The following is a 26,704-nucleotide window of genomic DNA, read 5'->3' on the forward strand; positions in this document are numbered from 1 at the left end:
GCAGCCCCGCGCAATCCTACGACTCGTCGCGCTCGTCGAGCCGGACCTCGATGCGATCGACCCGTGCATCGAGGCGGTCGACCCGCTCGTCGAGCCGCAGGCGTCCCTCGCTCGCGGCCGTGGAGGCGCGCTCGAAGAACTTCAGCCGCTCGGCGACGATCCCCAGCGTGGTGTTGGTGTGCACGGCGTTGGTGTGCAGGGCATGAATGCCATCCTCGACCGAGGAGAGCCTCGTCTCGACCGAGGAGAGCCTCGTCTCGACCGAGGAGAGCCGATCCTCCACTCGGTCGAAGCGCTCGCCGTGCTCGACGCGAAGCGAGCTCATGTCATCGCGGAGCCCACCCAGGGTGCCCTGGATGTCTCGCAGGATTCGGATCGTGACGTCGGTCGTCTCCATCGTGCGCAGGCCAACGTAGCACGCCGCGGATGGAGCGGCGCTGGTCCCAATGGAACCAGGTGGGTCTAGCCGCGGGTCAGCTGGTCGTAGGTGCGCTGCAGGTGCTCGGTCAACAGCGCCACGTCCTGGCGGGTGTTCTGGATCTCGTTCCAGCGCCGGGGGTTGCCGGGGATCTTCCACGTGCCTTCGGTCCACGCGCACACGGGAGCGAGCTTGGCCAGGTGGATGCGAAAACGTTTTCGTTCGAACGCCCGCTTGCGCGGGTGCTTGGCGACCAGGTGGTCCATGAGGTTGCCCACCGCCACGATGCCCGCGCCGTGCATCAGGCGCGAGTGACGCGGGGACTTGCCCCACGCCTCGGGGAACGTTTGCTTCACCGCACCCCAAAACGCGTAGAGGAGCGCCCGCATGGCCTCCGTGTCGGGGCCGTTGGCCGCGTCGCGAAAGCGGTACAGCGAGCCATCGCTCAGGCTGTTGCCGAGCATCTTGAGCATGGAGTTGTCCTTGATCACCCCCTGCGGCGAGGTGGGCGTGCGAACCATGTGGAAGAGCGGCGAGCTCGGGTCGTGGTTCAGGCTCTCGAGCAGCTCCGAGGGCAGGCGGCGCCGGTGGAGCTGCGTGGGCAGGAGCGCGTCGGTGCTGGGGAGCAGCTCGTAGAGCAGGCCCTTGGGCAGGGGCTTGGTGGAGTTGACCAGGATGAACTGCTCGGTCTGGGTGCGAACGTCGTCGGTGATGAACGCGTTGACGAAGATCGGGAACTCGCGAACGTGGGCCTCGCGGATCGCGGCCAGGCGCTGCTGACCGTCGACCACGAAGCCCGCCCGCCGCTCGCCGTTCTCGGCCAGGGGGATCCGCAGGGTGCCCATCCGGGAGTAGTCGGTGCTCAGGCGCTTGGACTGCGCCGGGCGAAACTTCACGCTGCTGTCGAATGCCACCACGACCCCGTTGGGGATCATGGGTGACTCGGTCTCGAGGTAATTGCGGATCTCCTCGATGTGCGAGTAGACCTCGGGACGCTGGTAGCCCAAGAGGTGGGTGGCGTCGGTCCGCTTGATGCGGGAGACGGCGGCGAAGCGGGGCACCAGCTTGCCGTCGACGGCAAAGGTGTAGAGGCGCTTGCCCTTGGACTGGCGTACCTCGATGGCGGGGACGGCGATGAACTCGGCGGGCATGGTCAGGGGTTCAGGCGAAGGCTTCTTGGCGGGGGGAAGCGGTACGGCGCGCTCGGTTGATGGCCTGCAGATCACGGCCCAGGCCCCGCTGCACGCGCTGGTAGAACACCCACACGTTGTGAAAGCCGCGCCGACGGTTGCGCTCGGCCCCGCGGAAGAGGATCACGTGGTGGCCGAGCGCCTCGCACACTTCGCAGCCGCACTCGCGCCAGGGCGCCGCCTCGAGGGTCTCGCGATAGGCCTCGGCACGGCTGCGGTCGGGGCTGTGGATCGCCTCGTACTCCTGCAACGCGGCGAGGACCGCCTTGACCGTGGCCTTGGGCTTGCGTGCGCCGAAGTCCGCGAGCAGGCGCAGGCACTTCTGCTCCGCCGCGCGGGCCCGATCCTGGTCGACCTCACCGGCTCGGATGCGCCGCTCGAGCTTGGCGTTGCCCTGCACCTGGGGGACTCGCAGGGCAGTGTAGGTGCGGCTGAGAGTGTAGTAGTTGTCCTTGTCGTCCTTGAAGGCCTGCCGGAGCGGCGAGGTGCTGTCGAAGCTGGCCACCCCGTGGGACTCGAACGCGCCGATGTGCTCCACCCGGGTCACGCCGAGCAGGTGGAGCTTGGTCTTGGGCTTGCGTGCGGCGGCGATCGAACCGACCACCTCGACCAGCGCGGGGGTCTTGAGCGGCACCAGTCCCCCGACGGCGATGTAGTCGTAGCCGATCTTCTGGAGCGCGCGAACGGAGTGGGCGTAGGACTTGGGGCTCCAGCCCTGGGCCACGCCGAGCGGCTTGAATCGGTGGCCACCGCGCTTGTGGGCGCGGAGGAAGTCGCGGGCCAGCTCGAGGGTGAGCTCCTGACGTGCACGGACCTCCTTGGGCACGCCGTCCTTGCCGAACAGCTTCTCGTCCCAGTCGGGGCGGTAGTCGAGGATGATGTGGTCGACGGAGATCCCGAAGTCGAAGCCGCAGCCCTCGTAGAACCGGATCACGTCGTCGACCGGGAACGGCGGGGCGGGCTCCTTGACGTAGGTGAAGGCCCCGCAGTCGCCCATGAGCTGGAGACGATGGGTGCGAGGGCCAGGACCGAGGCGAAAGAAGTCCTTGGCCCCCTCGCGAAGCAGGCGGAGGCGCTGCGATTGGGCGTAGCGGCCTGCGCCGCCGCCAACGGCCTCGACGATGCCCTTGGAGAGCAGGATGCCATCGTAGGCCCGCGAGCCGCGGAAGACCTCGTGGGCGTAGAGGTCGTCGCGCTGGCGAATGCGATCGGGGGATCGAGTCTCGCGCGTGAAGTCGAAGCTGGGGTCGACGAGGTCCTGCGCGTCGGGGAGGAAGTACTTCATCGGGGCGGGGTGCGACTCAGGAGCGACACGGCGCGGGACGATGGCGGGCACGGATGCGTCGGAGCATGGAGTCGTAGCGGCGCTGGAGGGTCGGGGCATCGAACGCGGCGGTCTTCAATCCTCGAAGGAGCGCGAGCGCTACACGAGAGTTGCAGGCCCGCGGACTGCCGCCCACGATCGCGCGCACTTGATCGGCGACGGGGACGAGATTGTCGGCAAGCGGGCTCTCTCCAAGCTCGCGACCGTTGGACACGACGATCAAGCGCTCGGGGCTCCGCAGGCATGCGGCGGCTTCCAGGAGATCCGGCTGCTTCGCTCGCACATAACCCGGGGAAGCGACCACGAGGATCGCGGCACCAGGGTCGGTGGCCGCGAGGGCTGCGATCCGTCTCGGGTCGCCGGCGATCGGACCCGGGAAGGTCGAGAGGATCGTCCACCACTATGCCAGTAGCGATGAGCGGCTCGCCCCAGCGGGCGTGGCCCGAACGACGGAATCCAACCCTGGTGAGAACGTGGCCGAGTAGGGGTGTAGAGGTGCACTCCAGCCGACCAGGCCATAGCCTGCCGAGGCGACCCATGAGCGAGCCCTTCGACCCGTAGCACCGAGCGCGGAGGGAAGCTGGAGGACATTGTGCCAGTGCTCGCCCGCGTAGAGCCGATGAGCCTGAAGGGACTCGCCTCGCTCGCCTCGGCAATGTGGCATGGCGCGCAATCGAGACAGCCATGTCCGTGCGCGGTCCCTCGGCGTGGCCTCGCGGATGTCGCGAAATCGCAGCTGGGCCTCGGGCCCCCGCTTGCGAGCCGTACAGGCCGCAACGATGTGGATCGTCTCCACCACTCGATCACTCGCGTCGTGCCGCGTGCGAAACCAGCACGCGCCACCGTGGAGCCTCGCATGGTTCACCCTGTCCAGGGAAGGACATCGCGGTGGAGATGCGTCACTGGAACGCTCGGGCCCATTGTCCGAGCCCCATCGCACCTGCATTTGACCGAAACCATTGGTACCAATGGTTCCACCGCCGACGGACGGTCCCTCTACGGGAGCGGCCAGCCGCGGGCCAAGACGTCCTCGCATTCCGCGAGGAGCGTCCCGAAGCGCGCCTCCCAGGTCAGCACCACGCCCACGTCCCGGCACACGGCGAGCCATTGCTCGGCCCGACGAGGCTCGCGCTCGACCAGGAGCACCGTGACGCGACGCCGCTTTGCCGTGTGCCCGGTCAGCGCCCAGACTCGCTGCTGATACCAGAGCGCTTGCCCCAGGCCGACGCGCAGTCGCTGGGTCTCGGCCTTGCCCGACTTGGGCAAGCTCTTGGACTCGATGATGAGCCGCAGCTCGCCTCGGCGCGCGCCGAGATCGTAATCGACTTTCGCCTTCTTCGCGCCCTCGGACGGATCGCCAACCTCGAATCCGTGGTCACGGAGGTGCAGGGCCAGCTTGTCTCGGATGTCCTCGTGCACTCGGTCGCCGCGCAGTTGCTTCTCGGGATCGTCCTTGATCGAGCCACCGGAGCGCCGCTGCTTGATCTCGCGTGGACCTTGGTAGGGAACCTCGAGGTCGTCGTCCGTCAAGCTCGGCGGCGAGCTCGGCGTCGGTGTGGGGCTGGTCGATGGGCTCGTGCCGCCCCTGCCATCGGCCTGGGTTCGTCCGTGGGCGAGCGCGCGAGCGGCGTACCGCAAGAACAGCTCTTCCTTGGGAGAAGAAGCGTTCTTCAGCTTCCCACGCTCGTGCCGGGCCGCGATCTTCTGGAATTCGACGAGAACCGCCACGACATGGGTGGGACTGCGTCTGAGCGCCGTCCCGACTCTCTCCTTCTCCTCCGCGAAGCTCGTGAGCCTCTGGCTCAGCTCCACGACCGTGGGATGATCGGGGGTTGGCTTCCACGGCCGATGGGACTGGTCCGTCTCGAGCACCAGCACCAGCTCTTCGTCGTACCAGTGGGTATTGGCCTGGATGATCCGGTACCCGAGGCGCTCGAGCTTGCGGGCCGCATGCTTCGCTCCACCGGAGAGCTCGTGGTGCGTCTTGCCACACGCCACGCCGTAGACGGCCTTGCTGTCGTACTCCCGGCCGGCCTCGTCGACGATGAAGTACTTGGTGTTGAGGACGCTGTAGTCGTTGGTCCTCAAGAACTCGAGGCGCTTCTGGGTCCGATAGTCGAGGAGGACCTGGTCGATCCTGTCTCGCGTCGGTAGGGTCCCGCGCGCCACGCCGGTCCATGATGTACCGTTTGGCCGGTCGATTGCGCGCGCGCGGATGATGCGCGTGCCGAATTTCGAGGTTTAGGCGGGATTCCAGCCGGTAACGATGTTCTTGATCTCGACCCGAGCACCGGTCCCGAAGGTATCGATCGCGGGCCCGTCGCCACCACGAAGTTCGAGCTCCCATCGTGGCCCACCCGTTGGCCACGATGACTGCGGCCCTCCACCCCGATCCATCGTGGCCCACCCGTTGGCCACGGCCCGGCCAAGCGGTTGGCCACTGCGCGCGTCATGGCGTCGCAACTCGTCGAGATCATGAAGGGTGCCTCCCGGTATCGAATTCGCAGGGCACTCATGCATGCCCCCATCGCTCAAGCATCAAGGGCTCGCCAAGCTCATCGGTGAGTGTCCCGAACTGTGGCCCACGCTACTGCGGCGAACGCTGGGGATCGAACTCCCCGAGCGGCTCGAAAGGGTCCAGCTCCCCGAGACGATTCGTGAGCTCCCCTTCCCCGAGCATGCAGCCGATGTCGTCGTGGGACTGCGATCGCATCGAGGCCGAGGGCTCGAGGAAGCCTTCCCCCATGAGATCCAGCTTCGGCCCGATCCCGACAAGCGCTGGTCCTGGCCGATCCACATTTCGGGCCTACGAACGCGTCTCGAGTGCCCAACCACGCTCATCGTGCTCGCGACCAACGAACGGACTGCGCGCTGGGCCGCCAAGCCCATCGATCTGGGACGCGGCCGCATGATCCTGCACCCATTGGTCATTGGCCCGCGTCAGATCCCCATGGAGATCGACCTGGTCGATGCGAAGGCGAACCCGGAGTTCGCCACGCTGGCCGTCATGATCCATGGCAAGAAAGCTGGTTCGAAGCGTCTCGGCCGAGTCGCCTACGAAGCCGTGCTCGACGTGCTGGACCGCAGCAGCAAACGAGGTACCTTGTTGCTGGAATTGATCGCGGCGTCGCTGCACGCCAAGACCCTGCGTGAAATCGAGGAAGAGATGGAACTCGACACCGACATCTGTTTCACCAAGATCGGGCGCCACAAGTTCGCCGAGGGACGCACCCGAGGCCGCGAGGAGGGCCTACTGGCTGGCCGCGAGGAGGGCTTACTGGCTGGCCGCGAGGAGGGCCTACTGGCAGGCCGCGAGGAGGGCCTGCTGGCAGGCCGACGGCTGGCGATCGGTCTCGTGCTCGAGTCCCGCGGGCTCTCGCTGACGGCGGCTCAACGCCGCCGGATCGAGCGCTGCACCAGCGACCGACAGCTCGAGGCCTGGCTGCAGCGAGCGGCCCTCGTCGATCGTGCCAGCGAGCTGTTCAAGACCCAGGCGAAGAAGACTCCAGCCGAGTCCGGCCGACGGTCATCGGTCGTCTCGTAGCGAGCGCAGTGCTCCACGGAGCGCCCGGGGCGGTGAGGCCCGCAGCGCCTCGACGGCCAGCGCGCGCAAGTCGAGACGGTCGAGCAGTTCCTTGGTGATCGGTCGCTTGGCGTCCCAGAACGTCAGCGCTCGCATCACGTCCTGGGCGGGCTCGGACCGAAGCAACCAGCACGCCGCCCGGGCCTCGGCCTCGTGGGCGAAGCCGAGGAAGTAGCACGTATCGTCGAGGAGCACCGGGCGCCCGTCCTCGCCGGGGCCAACGAGGGTGAACGCCGCCCGCTTGTACAGTCCCGAGATCGCGACCTTCCACGGTGCAAACGAGTACTCGCCGACCCCGAACACGCAAAAGCGCGGCTGACCGCGGTAGATCGAGCTCTTGCGAGCATCGAGGGCCTCGGCGTGGGCAAGCAGGTAGCGCCAGACTCGCGGGGCCGTGCGAGCCAGTGCCGTGGTGTCCTCTCCGAGTGCTCGCTGCGGCAGCACGAGCCAGCGACGCGGCGAAGGTCGATCGTCACCACGAAGGTCGGAGCTCTTGAGCAGGTCGAACCGTCGCTCACGCTCGATCTCGACGGGCTGGCCCCAGCCGTTGACGAAGCGGCCCCGGTCGTCGCGACGCAGCTCCATCACCTTGGCACAGTCGTGCTTGACCCCCGACCGCCACGGCGGAACGGCTCGCCCGATGACTCTGCGTGCGCGATCGTAGGCCGAGGCATCGGCGATCAACCGACCGTCGCGAATGGCGAGCTCGGCTCGCGGCGTGGGGTCGTCGAGGCTCGCGAGCACCGTGCACGTGAGCTCGAGTTCGGACCCGGGCTCGCGAGGCCTGCGACGGGTCGAGCCGACCAGCAGCCCCGCGTCCACCGCAGCGCCGAACTCGGCCTGGGCGTCGATCCGCACCATGCACGCGCCCTCGAGCATCAGCCCCGTCCGCGCCGCATGCTCGAGCACCCGCCGGGCCACGGCCGTCTTGACCAGCATCGCAATCGTCACGTCGCGCCCCTGGGCCAGCTGCAGCAGGTGCAGCAGCATCCACTCCGACACATCGAAGTTGCTCGCGCCGGTCTTGGCCGCGAGCCCCGGCAACGCCTTGAGGTTCGACTTGGACGGCAGGTTGTCGACCCCCAGCGTGGACAGCTCCGCACTGGTCACCCACGGCGGGTTGCCCAGCACGAGGATCGGCTCGCGACAGCGGCGCAGCTCCGCGGTCCACGAGGTGGTGAAGAAGTCGCCGACCGTCACCACCCGCCGGTGCCCGATCGCAGCCAGCCGCGCCCGTGCCTCGCGAGCATGGCCGGGGTCGAGCTCGCGACCTCGCAGCGTCGCGCCCTCGAAGGCCTCGGCCGCCGCGAGCAGGAACGTCCCGGTCCCACAGGTGGGCTCCATCACGGTGGCCGGGCGTACCCCACGGCGCACGAGCCAGGTGCACACGCGATCCGCGAGCGCCCGCGGGGTCTGGAAGTCCCCGAATGCCGCCTTGCGCACGCTCGGCTTCACGACGGGGCTCCGCGCTCCACGACCACGATCTCACCCTCGGGATCGAGCTCCACGGCGAACGCAAGGTCGAGCTCTCGCACCCGACGATCGTCGAGCACCTGGTGCACCCCGACCAGCTCGGCCCGGTAGTGCCCGCCCTGCTCGTGCTCGGCGGTCATGCACAGGTCGGCACCCAGCTGCCAGTACGTGCCGATGGCCTCCACGCGGAGCAGCAGCGCGATCACCCCCCGCTCGCCCAGCACCTGCCGACCGCGGCTGGTCACCCGTCCCACCACCTGGCGCGGCTCCGGCCGTGCCCCGGTCGCGTCGGCGTGGCGCAGCGGAGCGAAGACCGCTCCATCCAGCAGCACGGCATCGAGCATCGGGCTCCACCACGCGATCGGCTGGCCCTCGAAGCGGAGCTCGGCCGTCGCGGCGACCGGCCGCTGTCGCTGCGGATCGATCACCGCCGCCGGAAACCGGTCCTGGACCTGCGCCCGCGCTCCGCCCAGCTCGCGCAGCTCGGCGAGCGGCGAGTCCTCGTACGTCAGGGTGAACGCGGCCAGGCACTCGCGCGCGGCGAAGCGATCGGGATCACCCAGCGGTCGGGCCCGCCCTGCGCAGGCACCGAGCCCCAGCCCCAACCCCATGACCAACGCCTTCGGTCGCCACGAGCCGACCACGAGCCGCTCACTCCTCGCTCGCTCGCCGCCAGAGCGGGGCGACCAGCCGACGCCGCCCGTCGCTGCAGAGCGGCACGTCGGGCTCGTCGAGCTCGAGCCGATCCCATAGCTGACACGTCACCTGCTTGTGCTTCTGATCGAGCGCCTCGCAGTAATTGGTGTACTTGCAGCGCCGCACCTCGACCCCACGACCCAGGTGCACCTTGCGAAACCAATCGGGGTCGGCCAGCGTCTGCCTGGCCGCGCCCACGATGTCAGCGGCCCCGCGCGCGAGGATCCCCTCGGCCTGCCCGAAGCTGCAGATCCCCCCCGCGACCACCACCGGCGTCTCGTGCCCGGCCTCGCGCACGGCGGCTCGAATCGTGGCCGAGGCCTCCACGTTGCGACCAAAGGGCCCGCGCTCGTCGGACAGCACGGTGGGCATGCAGTCGTAGCCGCTGGGCCCGGTATACGGGTACGCGGCCCACCCCACCTTGGGCAGCAGCGCATCCTCGAACTTGCCGCCGCGCGACAGCGACAGGAAGTCCATGCCCGCCTCCGCAAAGGCCACGCCGTAGGCGGTGGCATCGTCGAGCGCGCTGCCGCCCTCGATGATCTCGTCGGCCAGGAACCGACACCCCACGCAGAAGTCGTCGCCCACCTCGGCCCGTACGCGCGCGAAGGTCTCGAGCGGCACCCGCAGCCGTTCCGCTCGCGAGCCACCGTAGCCGTCATCGCGATCGTTGTGGCGCGAGAGGAACGAGGCCATGGTGTAGGCGTGGGCGTAGTGCAGCTCGACGCCGTCGAAGCCGGCCTCGCGGGCCCGGCGGGCCGCCGCCGCGAACAACCCGGGCAGCACCCGCGGAAGCTCGCGCACGTGGGGTAGGTGGAGATCGGTCACCCGCTCGCGATCGCCGTAGTGCAGCGCCTCCAGCTCGCGCTCGTCGAGCACCTTGGCCCAGTCCTCGGGCGGCAGGGCCAAGAGCGCCTCGCGCACCGCGTCGTCGTCCCCGACCTCGACCTCGACCTCGCCCTCGGAACGGAGCACGGCCGCGCGGTGCTCGTCGCGGAGCACGAGGAACCGCCGAAAGTATCGCTCGGGCTCGGGCCGTCGGCGGATCCGCAGGAAGTCGATGATCTGCACCAGCAGCCGGGTGTGCCCCTCGCTGGCCTCCCGCACCACCTCGCACAGGCGGCGAAGCCCGGGCAAGAAGCGATCGTGCCCGATCCGCAGCAGCGGCCCGCTGGGCACGTCGCGGATCCCCGTGGCCTCGACCACGATGGCCCCGGGCCGACCCGCCGCGAAGCGAGCGTACCAGTCGAGCACGTCCTTGGTGACCTCGCCGTCCTCGGTCGCCCGCCACGGCACCATCGCAGGCACCCACGTGCGTTGCTCGAGCATCAGCGGCCCGAGCCGTACGGGCTGGAACCATCGCGCGGCGCGAGCCGACTCGGCATCGGGCCAGTCTCCCGCGGGAAGCTCGTAGCGGATCCGCTGTGGTGGGCGCCACACGCCGCGATTGTACCCTCTGCCGCGAACCCCTCGCGCCACCGGAGCCACCCGGACCCGGGCCGCGGCGGCCGATTGGTCAGGGCGTGGCCGGGTACCGTATCCTCCGAGCGCTTCGCCGATGGATCACCGAAGGACCTACGCAGGCGTCTTCCTCGTGGCCCTGGCCACCCTCGTGCTGGAGATCCTGCTCACCCGCATCACCAGCGTGGTGGCCTGGTACCACCTGGCGTTCTTCGTGATCTCCCTCGCCATGCTCGGCATGACGGCCGGCGCGGTGATCGTGTTCGTACGCCCGAGCGCCTTTACCGATGAGCTGGTGCCCCGCCGCGCCACCCAGGCCTGCCTGGCCCTCGCCGCCACCGCCCCCGTGGCCGTCGCGGTGGCGCTGATGATCCCCCTGCAGCCCATCACCTCCACCGAGGGCTTCGCGACCATGCTGGCCTATGGCGGCGCGCTGGCGGTGCCGTTCACGGTGAGCGGGGTCGTGCTCACGCTGGTGCTCACCCGCGCGGGGTTGCCCCCGGGACGGGTCTATGGGGTGGACCTGGTGGGCGCCGCCACCGGCTGCGGCGTGGTGATCCCCCTGCTCGACTGGCTCGATGCCCCGAGCGCCGTGCTGGTGGCCTCGGCCCTCGCCGCCCTCGCCGCCCTCGCGTTCGCGGCCGCTCGCAGCGACGCGAGCGCCTCCCGCCACCGACGCATGGCCGGGGGTCTCGCTCTGGTCCTGCTCGCGCTCGGCCTGCTCAACGCCGCCCTCGAGCCTCCTTGGCTGCGGGCCCGCACCGTCAAGGGCCAAGACGAGGATCCGTCGCAGCACCTCTACACCGGCTGGAACACCTACTCGCGCGTCACCGTGGATCAGACCCTGGTGCTGCCGCCGCTGATGTGGGCACCCGGCCGCATGATCCCGCTGCCCGTGCTCGCCCCGCTGCCCCAGCGCGGGATCAAGATCGACGGCGCCGCGGGCACGGTGATGGCCGCCTTCGATCGCGACCCCACCGACGGGCGCCCGGGCAGCCCGCTCGATCACGAGTACCTCGACTGGGACGTGACCGCGTTCGCCCACCACCTGCGCCCGTCCGGACCCGCGGCGGTGATCGGCGTGGGCGGAGGCCGCGACGTGCTCGAGGCGGTGCGGGTGGGCCACTCGCCCGTGGTGGGCATCGAGCTCAACGCGCTCATCGTGGCCCTGCACGAGGGCTCGATGCGCGAGTTCTCCGGCATCTCGGGGCTGCCCGGGGTCCATCTGGTGCACGACGAAGCCCGCGCCTTCATGGCCCGCGATCCGCAGCGCTACGACGTGATCACCATGTCGCTCATCGACACCTGGGCCTCCACCGGGGCCGGGGCCTATGCGCTGTCGGAGAACGGGCTCTACACGGTGGAAGGCTGGCGGATCTTCCTGAGTCGCCTCACCCCCACCGGGATCTTCACCGTCTCGCGCTGGTACAAGTCCGACTCGCCCGGCGAGACCGCGCGCATGCTGGCGCTGGCCATGGAGACCCTGTGGTCGCTGGGGGCCAAGGAGCCGCAGCGTCACCTGATGATGCTGCAGAACCTCAACATCGCGACCATCCTGGTCTCACCCTCGCCGCTGTCGAACGCCGATGTGAAGGTCATGTTCCGCGAGGCGGCCAAGCGCGGCTTCAACGTGCTGCTGGCCCCGGGTCGACTGCCCCGCAACCCCATGCTGGCCGAGCTCGCGGCGCAGCCCGACCGCGCGGCGATGTGGGCGTTCGCCACCAGCCAGACCCTCGACCTGACCCCGCCCACCGATGCGCGGCCGTTCTTCTTCAACATGATCAAGCCGGCCACGTGGCTCTCCGGCCCCGAGGAGGTCGACGAGCTCGACTATGCGTTCCTCGGCAACCTGCACGCCACGCAGACGTTGGTCTACGCCACGGCGATCAGCGCCCTGCTCACGCTCTTCGCCGTGCTCGTGCCGCTGTGGTCGCGCCGACGCGACCTGCGGGCCTACCCCAGGCTCGACGTGCTCGCCTGCGGCACCTACTTCGCGCTCATCGGCCTGGGCTTCATGTTCGTGGAGATGGGCCTCTTGTCGCGGCTGAACGTGTTCCTGGGCCACCCCACCCTGGCGCTCGCGGTGCTCCTGGGCGGGATCATCTTCTTCACCGGCGTGGGCAGCATGGTCAGCGGTCGCGTGCCGCTGCAGCGACCGTGGGTGGCGCGGCTCTATCCGCTCGTGCCGGGGGGCTTGGTGCTGATCGCGGGTGCGCTGCTCGACCCCGTGATGGGGGCCTACGGAGCCGCGGGGACTCCGGTGCGGGTGCTGCTGGGGCTGTCGCTGGTGGCCGTGCCCGCGCTGGGGCTCGGCCTTGGGTTCCCGCTGGGGCTGCGGCTGGTCGACGGCCTGCGTGCCTCGGACTCCGAGGGCGATGGCTCACCGCCTCCGCTCGGACCGTGGATGTGGGGGATCAACGGCGCCTGCGGCGTGGTGGCCAGCGGGCTCGCGCTCACCTCGTCGATGGCGTGGGGGATCTCGACGACGCTGATCATCGGAGCCGGGTGCTACCTGGTGCTGCCGCTGTGCAGCGCCCACCTGCAGCATGCGATCGCGCGTCGGGGATGATCACGGTCTCGCCACGGACTGATGCAAACGTGCGGAACACCGGCTCGACCGGCCTTGGTCGGTCCCGGCGCTTCTTTGGCCGGTCGTCGCCGCGGATTGATATCGTGAGGCACGATGCGGGGACGCTCGACGAACGTGGTGGGAATGGCGGCCGTGCTCGCGCTCGGCGGCCTCGGCTGCAGCCCGGGGGATTTCGGCGACGACACCGGAACGGGCACGACCGTCGTCTCCGATGACGGCCCACAGACCGCCCCGGGCCTCGACGAGAGCGGCACGGGCGATGAAGGCGGCGGCTCCACCGGGGAGCCCGAAGTGGCCGATCCGAGCGCATGCGATGGCCTGAGCTGCGGCGAGGGAGGTCTGTGCGAGCTCGACGAGGACGGTCGGCCGGTGTGCGTGTGCGACCCGGGCTACGCCGCGTATGGCCTGCGCTGCGTGCCCTGTGTGCCCACCGAGGGTCTGCTCGACGTGGACGTTCCCACCGCGAGCGTGAGCGCCAGCTTCTTGCTGCGCGGCCGGCCGTTTCCCAGCTCGTTCTACGAGCATGGCCAGCTCGTGCTGCGCGATCCCCAAAGCGGCGACGAGGTCGTGCTCGGCAGCACCCTCGACGGGGGCACCACCGCCGATGTCATGGTGATCCCCGGCAGCTACGAGCTCCACTACGTGCGACGGGCTGGTGGCCTCGAAGTACCTGCCAACGAGAGCGCCAGGATGGACACGGTCGAGCTCGCTCCCGGCGACGCGGCCTCGTGGGAGATCGACGTCCCCGCGGTCGACCTGCACGGCAGCATCCTGATGAACGGGTCTCCGGCGCCCGCGAGCCTCTACGAGAACGGCGAGCTCGTCCTGCGCCAACGATCCACCGGTGACGAGGTGGTGCTGGGCGAGAGCTACGACGGCGAGTACCGGGTGATGGTCCTTCCCGGGACCTACGATCTCCACTATCGCCGCAAGCTCGCGCAGGACGTGATGCCGATCAACCGCGACGCACGCCTCGCGACCGTCGACGTCGATGGGTTCGACGACCTCGAGCTCACCATCGACGTTCCCGTGGCCAACCTGTCGGGAAGCTTCACCCTCGACGGAGCCGCTCCGCCCGCCGGAGCCTACGAGAGCGGACGAATCCTGCTCCGTGACCTCTGGACGCACGACGAGGTCGTGCTCGGCAACACCAACGACGGCAGCTACGAGGCCCCGATCGTCGCGGGGGACTACGAGGTGGTCTACCAGCGCCTGCTCGGAGGCGACCAGGTGCCGGTCAACCAACGGGCGGTATTGGGTCAGGTCACGCTGGCCGCCGGTCGCGAGACCCACGACGTGGACATCGCGACCGCGGTGATCAGCGGGACGATCACCGTGGGCGGCGCGGCGGCTCCGGCCGATCCCGCCGATGACGGCCTGATCCTGCTGCGCAACCCCGACACCGGCGACGAGGCCGTGCTGGGCAACACCGCCGACGGCAGCTACACCCGCCGGGTGGTGCGTGGCACCTACGACGTGCACTACCGCCAGGAGACCAGCAGCGGGGGCGTGCCGGTCAACACCAACGCACGGCTGTCCTCCATCGACGTCATGGGTGGCGCCAGCTTCGACGTGGACGTGCCGATGGTGACGGTGAGCACCTCGGTGACGGTGGGCGGTGCCGCGCCGCCATCGTCGGTCTATGACGACGGCTTGCTCTACCTCGTGGACGAGCAGACGGGCGACGCCGTGCTGCTGGGCAACACGCGCCTGGCCAGCCTGCAGCGGCCGGTGGTTCCGGGCACCTATGACCTGCTCTACGTGGTCGAGGCGGCTGGACCCACGATGCCGATCAACTCCAAGTCATGGCTGGGCTCGGTCGACGTGAACGCGCCGACCGACCTCGCCGTGGACATCCCGGTGGCGGTGTTCCAGGGCGCGATCACGCTGAACGGCGCGACTCCGCCGGGAGGCTTCTACGATCGGGCCTCGCTGGTGCTGCACGACGTGCTCACGGACGATGAGATCGACCTCGGAACGATCGACGTGGGGTCCTTCGCACGGACCATCAACGCGGGGACCTACGTGCTGGCGTACCGGATGCTGGCGACCACGGGAGACGTGCCGGCCAACACCAACGCGGGGCTGGTGTGCGTGGAGCTGACGGCGCCGTAACTGGAGCCGTGAGCGACGTGTGATCACCAGCCGGCTACACGGTGGCGCAGGATGGCCTGCGCGACACCGGGCTCGAGCGCATTCTCGGGATTCGCTCGTCGAGCCAACTCGAGGAGGAACCCCAACACCGCAGCAAAGGGCTCGTTGATGATTGCCCGCTTGATGTGATGCGACATGGCAACGTTGCCACTGCGCACGTAGTTGTCGTAGATGATCAAGAGCACCTGTAGCTTGTAGAATGCATCCCTGCGTCCATGAGGCAGCCTACGCCCACGCAAGTCGCCATTGAGGTCGAACACCTCGATGCTGGCCTCGCCCTTCGGGCCAATTGCCATGTACTTCCCGTCAGCCGGTCGAAGTCGGAGATGAAGACTGGGCTCGTCGACGGACGGATCGAGAAGAGCGGGCTCTCCATCAATGAGCGGGAATCGAGCCCGCTTGTGGTTGCTGTTGCAGTGCGAACAGGCCAGCAAGTAGTTGGGCCACGAGAACGTCTTCTCCGGGTACGTCGACTTGGGCCGGAAGTGCTCGACATCGGTCCCCTCGTTGTCTTCGCAGTACATGCAACGCTCACGTCCACTCGCCATTCTCCTGAGCACCGTTCGGATCTCCGAGAACGCCTCGGTGGGCTTGGCCTTCCACAGTGCGGCGGCCCGCGCCCTGGGATCGTCTGCGCCAACGACATCCTCGGTGAGAGCCGACAAGCCAGCCATCGTGGATGGCGACAGCGGGAGACGCTCTACCTTCCTCATGGCTGCTTGGATCGGGCGAGCAAGGCGCGGAGGCTGCGATCGGCGAGTTCTTCCATGTTCTCGGGAAGCTGCTGCTTGATCGCCTCGTACTCGGCGAGTTCCTCGGGTGAGGCGGTCCCATCGATGACCTTGACCTCGAGCGTCGACAACCGCTCGCGGAGCTCCTCGGCCTGCTTCGAATGGGCGTGCTCGAGCCCGAACAGCTCCGACATCACGGCGTCGTCGGCCCCGCCATTGATGATGGCCTTGAAGAGCCGCTCGCTGACGTGCTCCATCTGGCGCTCTTCCCCGGGTGCTGGCAGGCGAATGATGCCACGCGGACTCGCAGCCTGGCAGATGAAGGGGCTGTGGGTGGTCACGAGGAACTGGATGTTCGGGAAGCGACTCGTGAGCCAGAAACCGAGACGCTGCTGCCATGCCACGTGGAGATGGGCATCGACCTCGTCGATGAGCACGACGCCAGGTTGATCGCAGACGTCGTGTCCATCCTTCGTGAAGAGCGCGAAGCTACCCCAGGTTGCATGGAGCCGTCGCACCAAGTCGACGACCAACGCGGTAGTGGTACGATATCCGTCGCTCACCTGCTCGAGGTGAAGCATGACGCCGTCCTGTACGAGCCAAAGGCCATCGGAATCGACATGATGCACCTTGCTTCCATCGGGGAGGAGCCCGTCATTGATCAAGGAGAGCACTTGATCGCGAAGCCCCCCGGCACCCGGCTTGTGCTCGAGCGCACGAAGATGCTGGAGCTTGAGCCAATCGACGGCCTCGGAGAGCGTCGATGACTCATCGAAGAGATTGATGAGCCGAGCCACCACGGGATCGGCTGCCTTTTGGAGTTCTGCGGTCACGGGGCCGAGATGCCGATAGGGTCCATACCCGGCAACGAACCACCCCCTTGTCGGTTGAGACCAAGGACCTCGCATCGCGGCGCTGTCGCTTCCGTCCTCGTCCCAGGGGCCAATCACATCCGATCCCTCTTGCCGTTGCCACTGGAGTCTCGACCAGATCGGATCCGACGGAGCTTGGGGGTCACCAAGCATGCCATCGTACGGCGGATGTACCGCGAGCTTGGTCGCCGCACGAGCGACCTCGGCCCCCTTGCGCACCCACGCCGGAAACGACCCCGCCAGGGAGCGTGCGGCCAGCGGACCGACGATCGACAACGCCAGCGCCTTCAGCAGCGTGCTCTTGCCCGCACCGTTGCGACCAGCAAAGACGGTCCAGCCCGCGTACACACCGCCCCCGCGATCCAGCGAAATCCTCTGGGTCCCGCGGAAGCTGCGAAGGTCGCTGATCTCGATGTCGGTGACGTACATTGGGGAGTCCGTGCAAGGATACTCAACCCGGGCATCGCACGCGATCGGTCGACACGGCGTGCCAGAACGCGGTGGCCCTGCCCCTCCCAGAGTGCCACCATGAACCCCTGACCCAGCCACGGGGCCTTGCGGCGCTGCTCGCATCCCGTTGCAGTGGGTCACCTTACCGTAGTGGCGTTTCCTCGAGCGTGTCGTCCACACGGCCCCAGCTCTGGTCGATCGCCACCACCGTGCGCACCTCGTCGGCCCAGCGCGAGTCGAACACTCTTCGTGTGCATCCGATTCGTCACGTGGCGCGCTCGCGTCTTCGCCTCCGCCAGTCGACGATCACCACCGCCCCGATCCCCAGCCACCCCAAGGCCCACAGGGCCCACAGCGCCACCACGCCCGGCGGCTCGTAGCGCAGCTCGATGCGGTGCGTGCCCGGCTCGACCACCAGCGCACGAAACACCAGGTTGGCCCGCCAAAGCGGCGCGGGCTCGCCATCGATGCGTGCCGTCCAGCCCTCGGCATGGCCCTCGGCCACCACCACCAGCCCCCGGGCGGGCGCGTCGATCTCGATCACGACCTCGTTGATCCCGTACGACGAGAGCCGTCCGGCCACTGCGGACGGGCGCTCGGACGCCGGCACCAGCGCGAGGTCATCCACCACCGCCGACGTCACCTCGTCGAGGTGCTCCACCTCGAACACCGCGGCGGGCTCGCGCTCGTGTCGGAGGCGATCCACCGCCTCGTCGGCATCACCCACCACCGCGACGTTGGCCGTCCAGTAGGCCATCGGCCAGGGATCGCGCAGCCGATAGAGACCCGGTGCCGCGTCCTCGACCGCCGTCATGCCACCACGTCGCCGCGGCACGTCCTGGGCAAAGCCCACCACGTCCACGTTCATCGCCGCGAGCATCCGCGACGACCGCGGCGCAGCCTGGTAGACGGCGAGGTAGCGAGGATCGGTCAGCGCGGGCCGGTGACCGACCAGATCGCGTACCGCCTCGCGCGGGCCCGGCCGATCGTTGGCCCAGCCGAAGTCCGCCACGCGGTAGGCCACGCGATCGGTCAGCGCCTCGGCCATCGCTCGCGAGCGCGTCGCGTCGGGCACGGGCTGCAGGATCTCGGCGACCGGACGCCCCACCACCCACAGCTCCATGGCCAGCGTGACCACCACCGCCCAGCCCACCCCGGGCCGCCAGCGCAGCGGCGCCACCCCGAGCCCCGCCACCGCGAGCGCCGAGAACACCGCGAGCACCCGCGACAGCACGTCGTCGCGCGAAGTGAACGAGAGCGCCACCCCGAGCACCACGATGGCCACCACCGGCGCTTGCCATCGTGGCGTGTCCGCCTGCGCGAGGCGTGCGAGCCCCAGTGCCCCCACGATCGCGGCCACGATCGGCACGAGCGTGAGGTAGTGCCCGGCGATTCGAAACGAGCGAAACCCGGGCAGCTCGGCCAGCGCGGGCAGCACGGGGAGGTTGTCGCCGCACGCGAGCACGAAGCCGAAGGCCCCCACCGCAACCAAGGTCACCACCCGCCCGCGCGGCCGCTCGCCCAGCGCCGCCAGCATCCCCGCGGCCGTCGCCACGCCCACGTACATGAGCAGGGCGGTGGTCGTCGGCAGCGGCGCCACGAGCCCGCGCCAGTGCTCGGGGTGGGTGGCGGAGGCGAGCACGTGGGCCAGCTCCAGCTGGGCGCGCTGCGTCTGCGGCAGCACACCCAGCGTGGCCCATACCTGCGCGGCACACAGCACCGCCACCACGCCCAGCGCCACGCCCAGCGCCTTGCCCAGCGCAATGACGTAGGCACCGCGATCGTCGTGCGTCCGCACCGTGGTCCACAGCCGCCAGCCCCCATAGGGCACCAGCAGCAGCAGCAGGCGAAACGCCGTGGGTGGATAGCCGGCGTCGATCACCAGCGCACCCACCACCCCCAGCGCCAGCCCACGCCGCCAGCTCGGCCTCGCCACGCAGCGATCGAGCGCGAGCAGCAGCCATCCCACCCACACCGTGGGCCACAGCGCGGACTGATCCTTGAGCTTGTCCATCCGCGGCGACAGCACCAGCACCGCCGCCCCCAGCGTCACCGCCCAGCGAGGCAGGCCGAGCCGCCGCAGGAACGCCGCCATGCCCGAGCCCGCGATCCCGTAGCACAGCACCGACTTGAGCATGATGAGCCACGCGGGCGCGTGACCCAGCAGCAGCGCCAGGCCCACGAGCAGCAGCGTGAGCGGATCGAACATCCCGCTCTGCGGCTCGGCCACGAACGGGTAGCCCACGCGATCGTAGGGATTCCACAGCGGCAGGCTGCCCTCCTGCGCGGCATGGTGGACGAACGCGAGATCGGCCCAGAACACGCGCGTTGCGTCCCAGCCCGGGCCTCGAACCTCTCCGCCCACGCCCAGCATCGCGGGGTGCGCCACGAGGAACGCCGCGACGGCGATGGCGAAGCTCGCGAGGATCCTGCGCACGGCGGCGGAATGATACCCGAGCGGCGCGGGGATTCACCGGTCGCTGCAGTCGGCGAGCACCTCGGCCGCCACGTCCTTCACCTTGCGAGGCTGGCCTTCCGGGTCGTAGCGCACGTCGAGGCCGGTGAGCTCGGCGATGGCATTGATCGCCAGCACGCGGCTGCGATCGTCGGAGGCGTGCTCGTCCGGGTGATGGCGTATGACGTCGAGCAGGGCGGGGACGTGCTCGGCCGTGCCCAGCGGGGCGGCGAGCCCGAGCAGGCGCTCGCGGAGGTACCACAGGCCATACTCGGGCTCGCGATCCTTGGCCGCCCAGAAGCGGGCGGCGAACAGGGCCTGGATCTCCGAATCATCGGGGGTGACCTCGGTGAGGGTGGAGATCAGAGCCTCGTCGCCGAGCACCTTCCAGACCTCGGTACTCGCGAGGTCGAGGGCAATGCGTTGGCCTTGGTCGTCGCCGCCGGTGGCATAGCCGCCGAAGTAGCGCTGCTCGCCATGGCCCGCCGCGTCCACCATGCGCAGATCGACATGGAAGTCGCGCGAGGACATCCCGATGCTCCCCAAGCGGACCGTGTCGCCCGGCGGCGGTGGTGGCTCGAGCTCGCGCGCATCGATGTGCATGGCCTCGCGTGCGCGTCGAAGCATGCGATCGATGCGCTCGGCCGGCAGCGTGCCGCGGCGGAGCTCCACGACGCCGGTGGCGTCCTGCTGCCAGGGATCGTCGGGATCGGTCGGCCTGGGCTTGCCGAAGTAGTGGTTGTAGTCGATCCAGGTGATGTCCCACGCTCCATCGGGACGGTGATCGAGCCGGACCATGTGCAGCGAGCCGCCGTGCCCCGAGCTCGACTCGAACGTCACGGTGGCGAGCTGCTCACCGAGTCGATCGCACGCGTGCGTCACCTCGAGCTTCTTGTAGTCGGACCAGCGCCACGTCCACTCCTTCTCGAGATCCTTGCGCAGCCGGGCCTGACGCGAGCGGCTGGGCGGGGGCAGGCAGGGAGCATCCGGCGGGGGTGGAACCAGAGCGGGCTCGCGTCGCGGGGCGACCTCCTCCCAGGGGCAATTGGGGTGCCGCGGCCGAGGTGACGCGACGGGGGACGCTTGCGGCGGTGCTGCTTCAGCAACGACCGCAGCAGGAGCTGGTTCGGAGGGCTTGGGGGCAGCGACCTCCTGCTCCGTGGTCGAGGCACAGCCGAGGACCAGTGTCAGCACCCACGCCCGGCGGCTAGGACCACGACCTGCTCTCCGTCGCCGACGAGCCCGTAGGCCGAGCAACCCCATCAACCCGAGCAGCGCTCCACCGCCCCCAGCGGGCGGCTGCGACGAGCATCCACAACCTCCGTCGCCATCCTCGCCAAAGCCCTGGGGCAGCGCCGGATCGATGCCACCGGTCCCGTCGTCGCCCCCGGTGCCGGCCCCCTCCGAGCCTCCGCTGCCCTCGCCCGAACCACCGCCGTCCGAGCCTCCGTCGCCAGGACAGCCTTCGTCGATCTCGCCGTCACAGTCGTCGTCCTCGCCATTGCAGCTCTCCTCCACCACGCAGCGAAGCCGCGGCCGAACCGCGCGCAGCGTCTCGTACACGGCAGGGGTGTCGAAGCCCGCGGCGTCGGACCACTCGGGGCCGATCCACGGCTCACCGAACGCGTCGCCCAGCGAGGGCCAGCAGCGCAGGCCGGCCGACGCGCGAGCACACAGATCGGCCATGCCATCGCCGTCGACGTCGGCCAGGCGAATCGTCGAGTAGAAGCGCACGTTGCTCCAGCCCGTGTCGTCCGAGAGCTCCGGTCCCACGAGGGGATCGGCCTCGAACCCCTCGCCCGTCCACCGCGAGCAGCGAATGCCTGCGTTGGCGCGAGCACAGACATCGGCATCCCCATCGCCGTCGATGTCACCGAAGCGAATCGTCGAGTAGTTGTCGTAGTCGCCCCACCCGGAGCCGTCGGACCAGTTGGGTCCCAGGATCGCATCTCCGAACCCATCGCCCAGGGAGAGATGGCAGCGCAGGCCATCCGACGCTCGACCACAGACGTCGGCCCTCCCATCACCGTCGACGTCGACCACGCGGATCGTGGCCCAGTACTCGGGGCGTCGCCATCCCGCGGCATCGCTCCAGGCTGGGCCCTCGATCGGTGCCCCGAACCCCTCCCCGGTCGATGGCCAGCAGCGCACCCCCTCGGCCGAGCGCGCGCACAGATCCGAGCGCGCATCGCCATCGACGTCGCCCATGCGGATCGTGCCATGGCGCGCGGGGTCGTCCCATCCTTGATCGTCGCCGAGCTCGGCCAGCGTCCAGGGATCCTCGAAGCCCGCTCCGCTCGACCGATAGCAGCGAAAGTCCGAGGCCGAGCGCGCGCACAGATCGTCGCGTCCATCTCCGTCCACGTCGGCCATCCTCAGCGTGCCGTGATAGATGGGGGCCGCCCAGCCCACCTCGTCGGCCAGGGCCGGCCCTTCGATCGATGCGTCCTCGAACGCATCGCCCAGCGACGTCCAGCAGCGAATCCCCGCATTGGCGCGAGCACACAGATCAGCGCGCCCATCTCCGTCGAGGTCGCCCATCCGCAGCGTCGACCAATTGCTCGGGTCGCTCCACCCGGTGTCGTCCGAGAGCGTCGGCCCGGCCACCGAGGCCACCAGGGCCCCGCCGTCGACGAGCGCACACTCGATCCCGGTGCTGGTCCGCACGCACACGTCGGCATCTCCATCGCCGTCGATGTCGCTGGTGGTGCTCGCGTCGTACGCGTCGCCGTGAACCGCGGATTCCTCCCAGCTCCGATTGCACGAGCCGGGATCGCCCACGCCGGTGGCATGGATCCCCAGGTGGTTGCCGACCACGCGCTGCCCCCCGTCGGAGGGCGAGTTCACCACCCCCTCGCCAGCCACCCACATCGTGGTCGAGCCCCCGCCGTCGAGGTTGATGGCCGTCCATGCGCCGAGCTCGGCCATCAGCGTGCCGAGCTCGGGACACGTCATGCCCACGCTGACGGTGGTGCGCCCGTCCACCACCGCCAGGTAGAGCGTGCGGCCATCCTCCGAGAAGCCGGCCGCCGTCCGTGGGTGCCGTAGATCGCACAATTCGGTGCCATCGGCGGACATGGGCACGCCCTCGTCCACCAGGCGTCGGCGACCCGAGACGAGCTGCTCCATCCAGTCGTCGGCCGCCGTGATCTGCGAGCCCGGCAGCTTGATCTCCATGCGATCGTTGCCGAACACGACGAAGCCGGACCCGTTGCCATCGGAGGTGTCGGCCCAGGGCTCGCCGTCGCCGACCGCGAGGCCCGAGGTGCCGTAGGTGGCATAGGAGAAGAAGTCACCGTTGATGGCCGCTTCGACCCCCACCAGCCCCGCGAACGAGCTCACGGTGCGCTGGCGCTCGTTGCTCCTGGTCGCACGCACCGAGACCCCCGATGCGCACATGTCGATCTCCAGCGCCCAGATCCTCCAATTGGGCGAGCTCTGGGTGCGCGTGAGCATGCGAATGCCCGGGTGGGGATTGGTCCACGCATCGGCCGCCTGGACCACGCTCGGCAGCCCCGCCAGCAGTCCCGCCAACGCCCACCGCATCATCGATCGGCCTCGCACGCGGCCACGCTATCACCGAGCCCGAGGGCCCCACCAGCCTCCGAGCCGACGCGGGAGGCCGCCAAGGCACCACTTCGCCATTCACTCGGTGACTATTCGGTGAGGCGGATGCACACCTTGCCCTGGTGCGCGCCCGAGGCCACGTGCTCGAACGCTGCGCGAGCCTCTCCGAACGAGAACGTACGGTCGACCATCGGGCGCAGCCCGTGCTGGGTGATCGCCTTCCCCATGGCCAAGAAGCTCGCGCGATGGCCCACGAACACGCCCTGGATCCGCACCTGCGTCATCAAGGCGGGCGTGAGGCTGAGGTCGGCGTTGCCTCCGGCGAGCACCCCGATGAGGCTGATGGTGCCGCCGGGCCGCACCGCCCGCAGCGACTGCGCCATGGTTCCCACGCCGCCCACCTCGACCACGTGATCGACCCCCTCGCCCCCCGTGAGCACGCGCGCGGCCTTGCCCCACTGCGGCACGTTGCGGTGATCGATCACCTGCCACGCCCCGCGCTGCCGCAGCCCCTGGGCCTTGTGCGCGCTGCCGGTGGTCGCGATGACCCGGGCGCCGTGCATGCACGCGAAGTCGAGGGCAAAGGTCGACACGCCACCCGAGCCCTGCACGAGCACGACGTCGCCCGCGTGCAGGTTGCCCAGGGTCACCAGCGCACTCCAGGCCGTGAGCGCCGCGCACGGCAAGGTGGCCGCCTCCACGTCGTCGAGGTGCTCGGGCACCGGCGCCACCCCGTGGGCGTCGAGCACGACCTGCTGCGCCAGCATGCCGTCGATGGGGCCGCCCAGCGTGGAGCGCAGCGCGTCGGCGGTGGGCGGTCCGTCGAGCCAGCGCTGCGCGAACAGGCCCGCCACGCGATCGCCCTCCTTGAGGCCCTGCACGCCGGGGCCGAGCGCCTCGATCGTGCCCACGCCGTCGGAGCACGGCACCAGCGGGAGCGGCTGGCGCGGGTTGTACTCGCCGCGCACCATCATCAGGTCGCGGTAGTTGAGCGACACCGCCGATACCCGCACACGCACCTGGCCCGGGCCCGGCTCGGGCTGCGGACGCTCGACGCATACGAGCTCGTCGAGGCCAAAGCCGTCGCGAATCTCGTAGGCTTGCATTGGGGGCACGTTAGCAGACCGCAGGCGCTCTGTCTGCCACCTCGGCCGAGGGCCTACGAGCGGCTCGCCACGAAGAACGCATAGCCATAGCGATCTCCGTGGCGCTCGAACATCTCGAGCTCCTCGCGGTGGGCCGCGAGCACGCCCGCGAGCGCGGCGTCGTCGGGTCGCTCGAGCGCCAGCGCCTTCATGCGAGCGCGCAGCGGCCCGTAGTAGTCGTCCCACCATGCCGAGGCAGGCAGCACGAAGTCGCCGCGCAGCTGCAAGCCCGCGCTCCGAAACCATGCCCGTACCCCGGGCACATCGGTCATCGCGGGGTAGCCCTCGCGCCAGAAGCGGCGCAAGTCCTCGGGCGGAGCGTCGCAGAGCCACACCGCCTCGGTGAGCGCAATCCGGCCGTCGTGCCGCAGGAGGGGGCGCCACGCCTCGAGGGCCGCTTCCACGCCCAGGGCATAGGCCGCGCCCTCGCACCACAGCAGATCGAAGCTCGCGGGTTCGAACGGCAGCGCGGCCATGTCGGCCACCTCGGCTCGTACGCGGTCGGCCACACCACGCGCAGCGGCCCGACGCCCCACCTCCTCCACGAAGCCCGGGTGCAGATCCACGGCCACGATCGACGCCTGCGGGAGCAGCTCGGCGAGATCGATGGTCTGCGCCCCGGGGCCACAGCCGAGGTCGAGCACCCGCGGTGATGCGGGCAGCGGCTGGGCCAACGCGAGCGCCCGCGCCGTGTGCTCGCGCCCTCCCGGAGCCTCGCGCGGCAGCCCGTGGTGCAGCGCGAAGAATGCCTCGTGCGTGGGTGGGTCGAGCTCCACGCGCCCATCCTACCAGCCCCGGATCGAGGCCCCGGATCGAGGCCCTGGTCGGGCCTCACTCCACCCGCGCGTCGATCGCCAGGCGGCCGTCCTCGGCGCTCACCCAGGTCTGTCGTAGCTGCAGCGCACGGATCTCGCCGTCGCCGAGCGCCTCGAGCCGCAGCGCCCCTCCCAGGTCGAGCACGGGCAGCGCATCCGAGCGGGTGCGCAGCTGCTCGTCGAGCCGCTCGCGCAGCACGTGCGGGTCGACGGCCGACGAGAAGCACGGCAGCCGTCGCACGATCGCCTCGTCGCGCTCGCGGCACCCGAAGTAGACCGCATCGAGCATGCCCCCCAGCCGCAGACGGCCCGGCTCGGGCTCGGGCAAGAGCCGCAGGGCTCCCGTGCCGCCCATCATCACCGTGCGTGCCACGTCTCGCTCGGGATCGAGCAGCTCGAGCGCAACGCCGCCCACCACCGCATCGATCCGATCGCCGTCGTGCAGCCGCACCATCGGCGGAAGCTCCACGCGCAGCGCCTCCACCCGCCAGCGCGTGCGCTCGCCCAGCAGCTCCTGCACCTGCTGTCGCAGCCCGCTGGCGTCGAGGCTGGTCTGCAGCCCGCCGCGCACCACCCACTCGGCGAGCAAGCGATTGACGAAGTCACCGCTCACGTCAGCGTGCACGGTGGCGTTGGGCCGCGAGGGCGCACGCGGCTCGCCCAGCTCGGTGCCCAGCCACACCGCAGCCCTCGCCGCGGCATCGCTCGCCTCGTCGGCTCGCAGCCCCACCCGAAGGCTGGCACGCAGCCCCGCCTCCTCCTCGAACACCGGCGGCCCGCACCAGCGCAGATCGGCCCGCAGCGCGGGCTCGGTGGGCAGCACCACCACGTCGTCGGGCAGGCGCAGCGCATCGGTGGCCACGGCCAACGCACGCTCGATCTGCTCCTGGGCCTCGCGCCGCACCTCGCGACGAGCGGTGCGCTCGCCGAGCCCCTCGCCCACCCGCGAGCCCAGGTAGTCTCCGCCCGCGGCCGCGGCAAGTCCCAGGAGCACCCCGCCGCCCGCCGCGGCCACCAGCCCTCCGCCCACCGCCGCACCGACCCCTCGCAGCCGCCGGCTGCCCTCGGCCCGCGCCAGCGCCTCGAGCTTGGGCCCCGGCGCTGCGTGCTCGAGCTTGCGCAGCGAGGCCACGATCCCCGCCTCGCCATCGCCGTGGACGTCCACGATCCCCGCCACCGCGAGATCGCCCTTGCCCTCCTCGGTGGTGTCGAGCAGCACGTCGAAGCGCAGACCTCCGTCGACCACCACCAGCTCCTTGCGAGCCAGGAAGCTCGTGGGTCCGAAGTACTCGTTGGTGCGCGCCCCGGCCAGGAGCTTGGCCTCCAGCACGGGAACCAACAGGTCGAACAGCCCCTGCGGAGTGACGGTGAGCGACAGATCGCAGCCCCGCTCGTGGTCGGACTGCCACGGACCCGCGCGAACTTCGTCGGTGATCGTGGTGACGCGCCCCCCGCGGCGCTCGATGGTGAGCTCTACGAAGTGCACCCCCGGAGCGAGCGGCTGGGCCGGAAGCCCCACGCCCCCGACTCGTAGATCGTCGCCCTCGAGCGTCACCGCTTGCGGCGGCCCTCGATCGATGCGGGCCTGGATCCGCGACCGATCCTCGGCGGGCGTGAAGCGCCCATGCCAGCACAGCGAGCCCTCGCAGACCCCCGAGGCATCCGCCTCGCGCTCGAGCGCCACCGTGGGCGCGGGCATCGACCGCACCTCGTACCCCGCCACGGCCATCAGGGCCGCGAACGAGAGCATGCCGGCTGCGATCGACCACCTCACGACGCT

General features: G+C 69.8%; 17 protein-coding genes and 1 pseudogene. 3 read left to right on the plus strand and 15 right to left on the minus strand.

What is annotated here, in order from left to right:
• Positions 1-16: 16 nt before the first annotated feature.
• The 4 genes from OEB96_RS43340 to OEB96_RS43355 form a co-directional block, all read right to left on the minus strand.
• Entirely contained in the window at positions 17-397 is a 381-nt protein-coding gene (locus OEB96_RS43340; RefSeq protein ID WP_266222857.1) for a hypothetical protein, read from the minus strand.
• Between the two features lie 65 nt (positions 398-462).
• A complete protein-coding gene (gene dbpB / locus OEB96_RS43345; protein ID WP_266222858.1) occupies positions 463-1,569 on the minus strand; it encodes a DGQHR domain-containing protein DpdB in 1,107 nt (368 codons plus the stop codon).
• Between the two features lie 10 nt (positions 1,570-1,579).
• On the minus strand, positions 1,580-2,893 hold the full coding sequence (dpdA, locus tag OEB96_RS43350; RefSeq protein ID WP_266222859.1) for a tRNA-guanine transglycosylase DpdA: 1,314 nt from the start codon (positions 2,891-2,893) through the stop codon (positions 1,580-1,582).
• Between the two features lie 1,035 nt (positions 2,894-3,928).
• On the minus strand, positions 3,929-5,101 hold the full coding sequence (locus OEB96_RS43355; protein WP_266222860.1) for a hypothetical protein: 1,173 nt from the start codon (positions 5,099-5,101) through the stop codon (positions 3,929-3,931).
• Positions 5,102-5,774: 673 nt separating this feature from the next.
• Here OEB96_RS43355 and OEB96_RS43360 point away from each other — a divergent pair.
• Entirely contained in the window at positions 5,775-6,476 is a 702-nt protein-coding gene (locus OEB96_RS43360) for a hypothetical protein (RefSeq protein ID WP_266222861.1), read from the plus strand.
• Here the strand turns inward: OEB96_RS43360 and OEB96_RS43365 are convergent.
• From OEB96_RS43365 to OEB96_RS43375, 3 genes are read right to left on the minus strand one after another with little or no spacing between them, the layout of a single operon-like run.
• Positions 6,459-7,970, minus strand: a complete 1,512-nt coding sequence (locus OEB96_RS43365; RefSeq protein WP_266222862.1) for a DNA methyltransferase family protein — start codon at positions 7,968-7,970, stop codon at positions 6,459-6,461. The two genes, OEB96_RS43360 and OEB96_RS43365, sit on opposite strands and share 18 nt — an antisense overlap.
• On the minus strand, positions 7,967-8,632 hold the full coding sequence (locus tag OEB96_RS43370) for a hypothetical protein (protein ID WP_266222863.1): 666 nt from the start codon (positions 8,630-8,632) through the stop codon (positions 7,967-7,969). Before OEB96_RS43370 ends, OEB96_RS43365 begins: the two co-directional genes overlap by 4 nt.
• Positions 8,633-8,639: 7 nt before the next feature.
• The gene (locus OEB96_RS43375) at positions 8,640-10,124 is read right to left on the minus strand and encodes an oxidoreductase (RefSeq protein ID WP_266222864.1); all 1,485 of its coding nucleotides are present in this window, start codon (positions 10,122-10,124) and stop codon (positions 8,640-8,642) included.
• Positions 10,125-10,242: 118 nt separating this feature from the next.
• On the opposite strand from OEB96_RS43375, the gene OEB96_RS43380 reads away from it, so the two are divergent.
• Together OEB96_RS43380 and OEB96_RS43385 are read left to right on the plus strand one after the other, a co-directional pair.
• Positions 10,243-12,714, plus strand: a complete 2,472-nt coding sequence (locus OEB96_RS43380; RefSeq protein WP_266222865.1) for a spermidine synthase — start codon at positions 10,243-10,245, stop codon at positions 12,712-12,714.
• 114 nt (positions 12,715-12,828) lie between these two features.
• Positions 12,829-14,850 carry a Kazal-type serine protease inhibitor family protein gene (locus tag OEB96_RS43385; RefSeq protein WP_266222866.1) on the plus strand — a complete coding sequence of 674 codons (2,022 nt, stop codon included), beginning with the start codon at positions 12,829-12,831 and terminating at the stop codon, positions 14,848-14,850.
• 23 nt (positions 14,851-14,873) lie between these two features.
• On the opposite strand, the gene OEB96_RS43390 is transcribed toward OEB96_RS43385, so the two are convergent.
• From OEB96_RS43390 to OEB96_RS43425, 8 genes and pseudogenes are all read right to left on the minus strand, one after another.
• A complete protein-coding gene (locus tag OEB96_RS43390; RefSeq protein ID WP_266222867.1) occupies positions 14,874-15,602 on the minus strand; it encodes an HNH endonuclease in 729 nt (242 codons plus the stop codon).
• Positions 15,599-15,877, minus strand: coding sequence for a hypothetical protein (locus tag OEB96_RS43395; protein WP_266222868.1), 279 nt, complete (start codon positions 15,875-15,877; stop codon positions 15,599-15,601). Before OEB96_RS43395 ends, OEB96_RS43390 begins: the two co-directional genes overlap by 4 nt.
• A 120-nt stretch (positions 15,878-15,997) precedes the next feature.
• Positions 15,998-17,065, minus strand: a pseudogene (locus OEB96_RS46790) (AAA family ATPase); the annotation flags it as partial.
• A gap of 142 nt (positions 17,066-17,207) precedes the next feature.
• Complete coding sequence (locus OEB96_RS43405) at positions 17,208-19,379, minus strand: glycosyltransferase family protein (RefSeq protein ID WP_266222870.1); 2,172 nt, start codon at positions 19,377-19,379, stop codon at positions 17,208-17,210.
• 33 nt (positions 19,380-19,412) lie between these two features.
• The gene (locus OEB96_RS43410) at positions 19,413-22,961 is read right to left on the minus strand and encodes a phosphodiester glycosidase family protein (RefSeq protein ID WP_266222871.1); all 3,549 of its coding nucleotides are present in this window, start codon (positions 22,959-22,961) and stop codon (positions 19,413-19,415) included.
• Between the two features lie 92 nt (positions 22,962-23,053).
• Positions 23,054-24,070 carry a zinc-dependent alcohol dehydrogenase family protein gene (locus OEB96_RS43415; protein ID WP_266222872.1) on the minus strand — a complete coding sequence of 339 codons (1,017 nt, stop codon included), beginning with the start codon at positions 24,068-24,070 and terminating at the stop codon, positions 23,054-23,056.
• Between the two features lie 53 nt (positions 24,071-24,123).
• Positions 24,124-24,885, minus strand: a complete 762-nt coding sequence (locus OEB96_RS43420) for an SAM-dependent methyltransferase (protein ID WP_266222873.1) — start codon at positions 24,883-24,885, stop codon at positions 24,124-24,126.
• Positions 24,886-24,940: 55 nt separating this feature from the next.
• Positions 24,941-26,698 (minus strand): hypothetical protein, encoded by a 1,758-nt coding sequence (locus OEB96_RS43425; RefSeq protein WP_266222874.1) that lies wholly within the window; start codon positions 26,696-26,698, stop codon positions 24,941-24,943.
• Positions 26,699-26,704: the final 6 nt, after the last annotated feature.

This window comes from Paraliomyxa miuraensis, from assembly GCF_026337845.1.
Taxonomy (GTDB): domain Bacteria; phylum Myxococcota_A; class Polyangia; order Nannocystales; family Nannocystaceae; genus Paraliomyxa; species Paraliomyxa miuraensis.

Coding starts and splice junctions, on each gene's coding strand:
- OEB96_RS43340 (WP_266222857.1), bottom strand. CDS start 397: ATGGAGACGACCGACGTCACGATCCGAATCCTGCGAGACATCCAGGGC.
- dbpB (WP_266222858.1), bottom strand. CDS start 1,569: ATGCCCGCCGAGTTCATCGCCGTCCCCGCCATCGAGGTACGCCAGTCC.
- dpdA (WP_266222859.1), bottom strand. CDS start 2,893: ATGAAGTACTTCCTCCCCGACGCGCAGGACCTCGTCGACCCCAGCTTC.
- OEB96_RS43380 (WP_266222865.1), top strand. CDS start 10,243: ATGGATCACCGAAGGACCTACGCAGGCGTCTTCCTCGTGGCCCTGGCC.
- OEB96_RS43385 (WP_266222866.1), top strand. CDS start 12,829: ATGCGGGGACGCTCGACGAACGTGGTGGGAATGGCGGCCGTGCTCGCG.
- OEB96_RS43390 (WP_266222867.1), bottom strand. CDS start 15,602: ATGAGGAAGGTAGAGCGTCTCCCGCTGTCGCCATCCACGATGGCTGGC.
- OEB96_RS43395 (WP_266222868.1), bottom strand. CDS start 15,877: ATGGAGCACGTCAGCGAGCGGCTCTTCAAGGCCATCATCAATGGCGGG.
- OEB96_RS43415 (WP_266222872.1), bottom strand. CDS start 24,070: ATGCAAGCCTACGAGATTCGCGACGGCTTTGGCCTCGACGAGCTCGTA.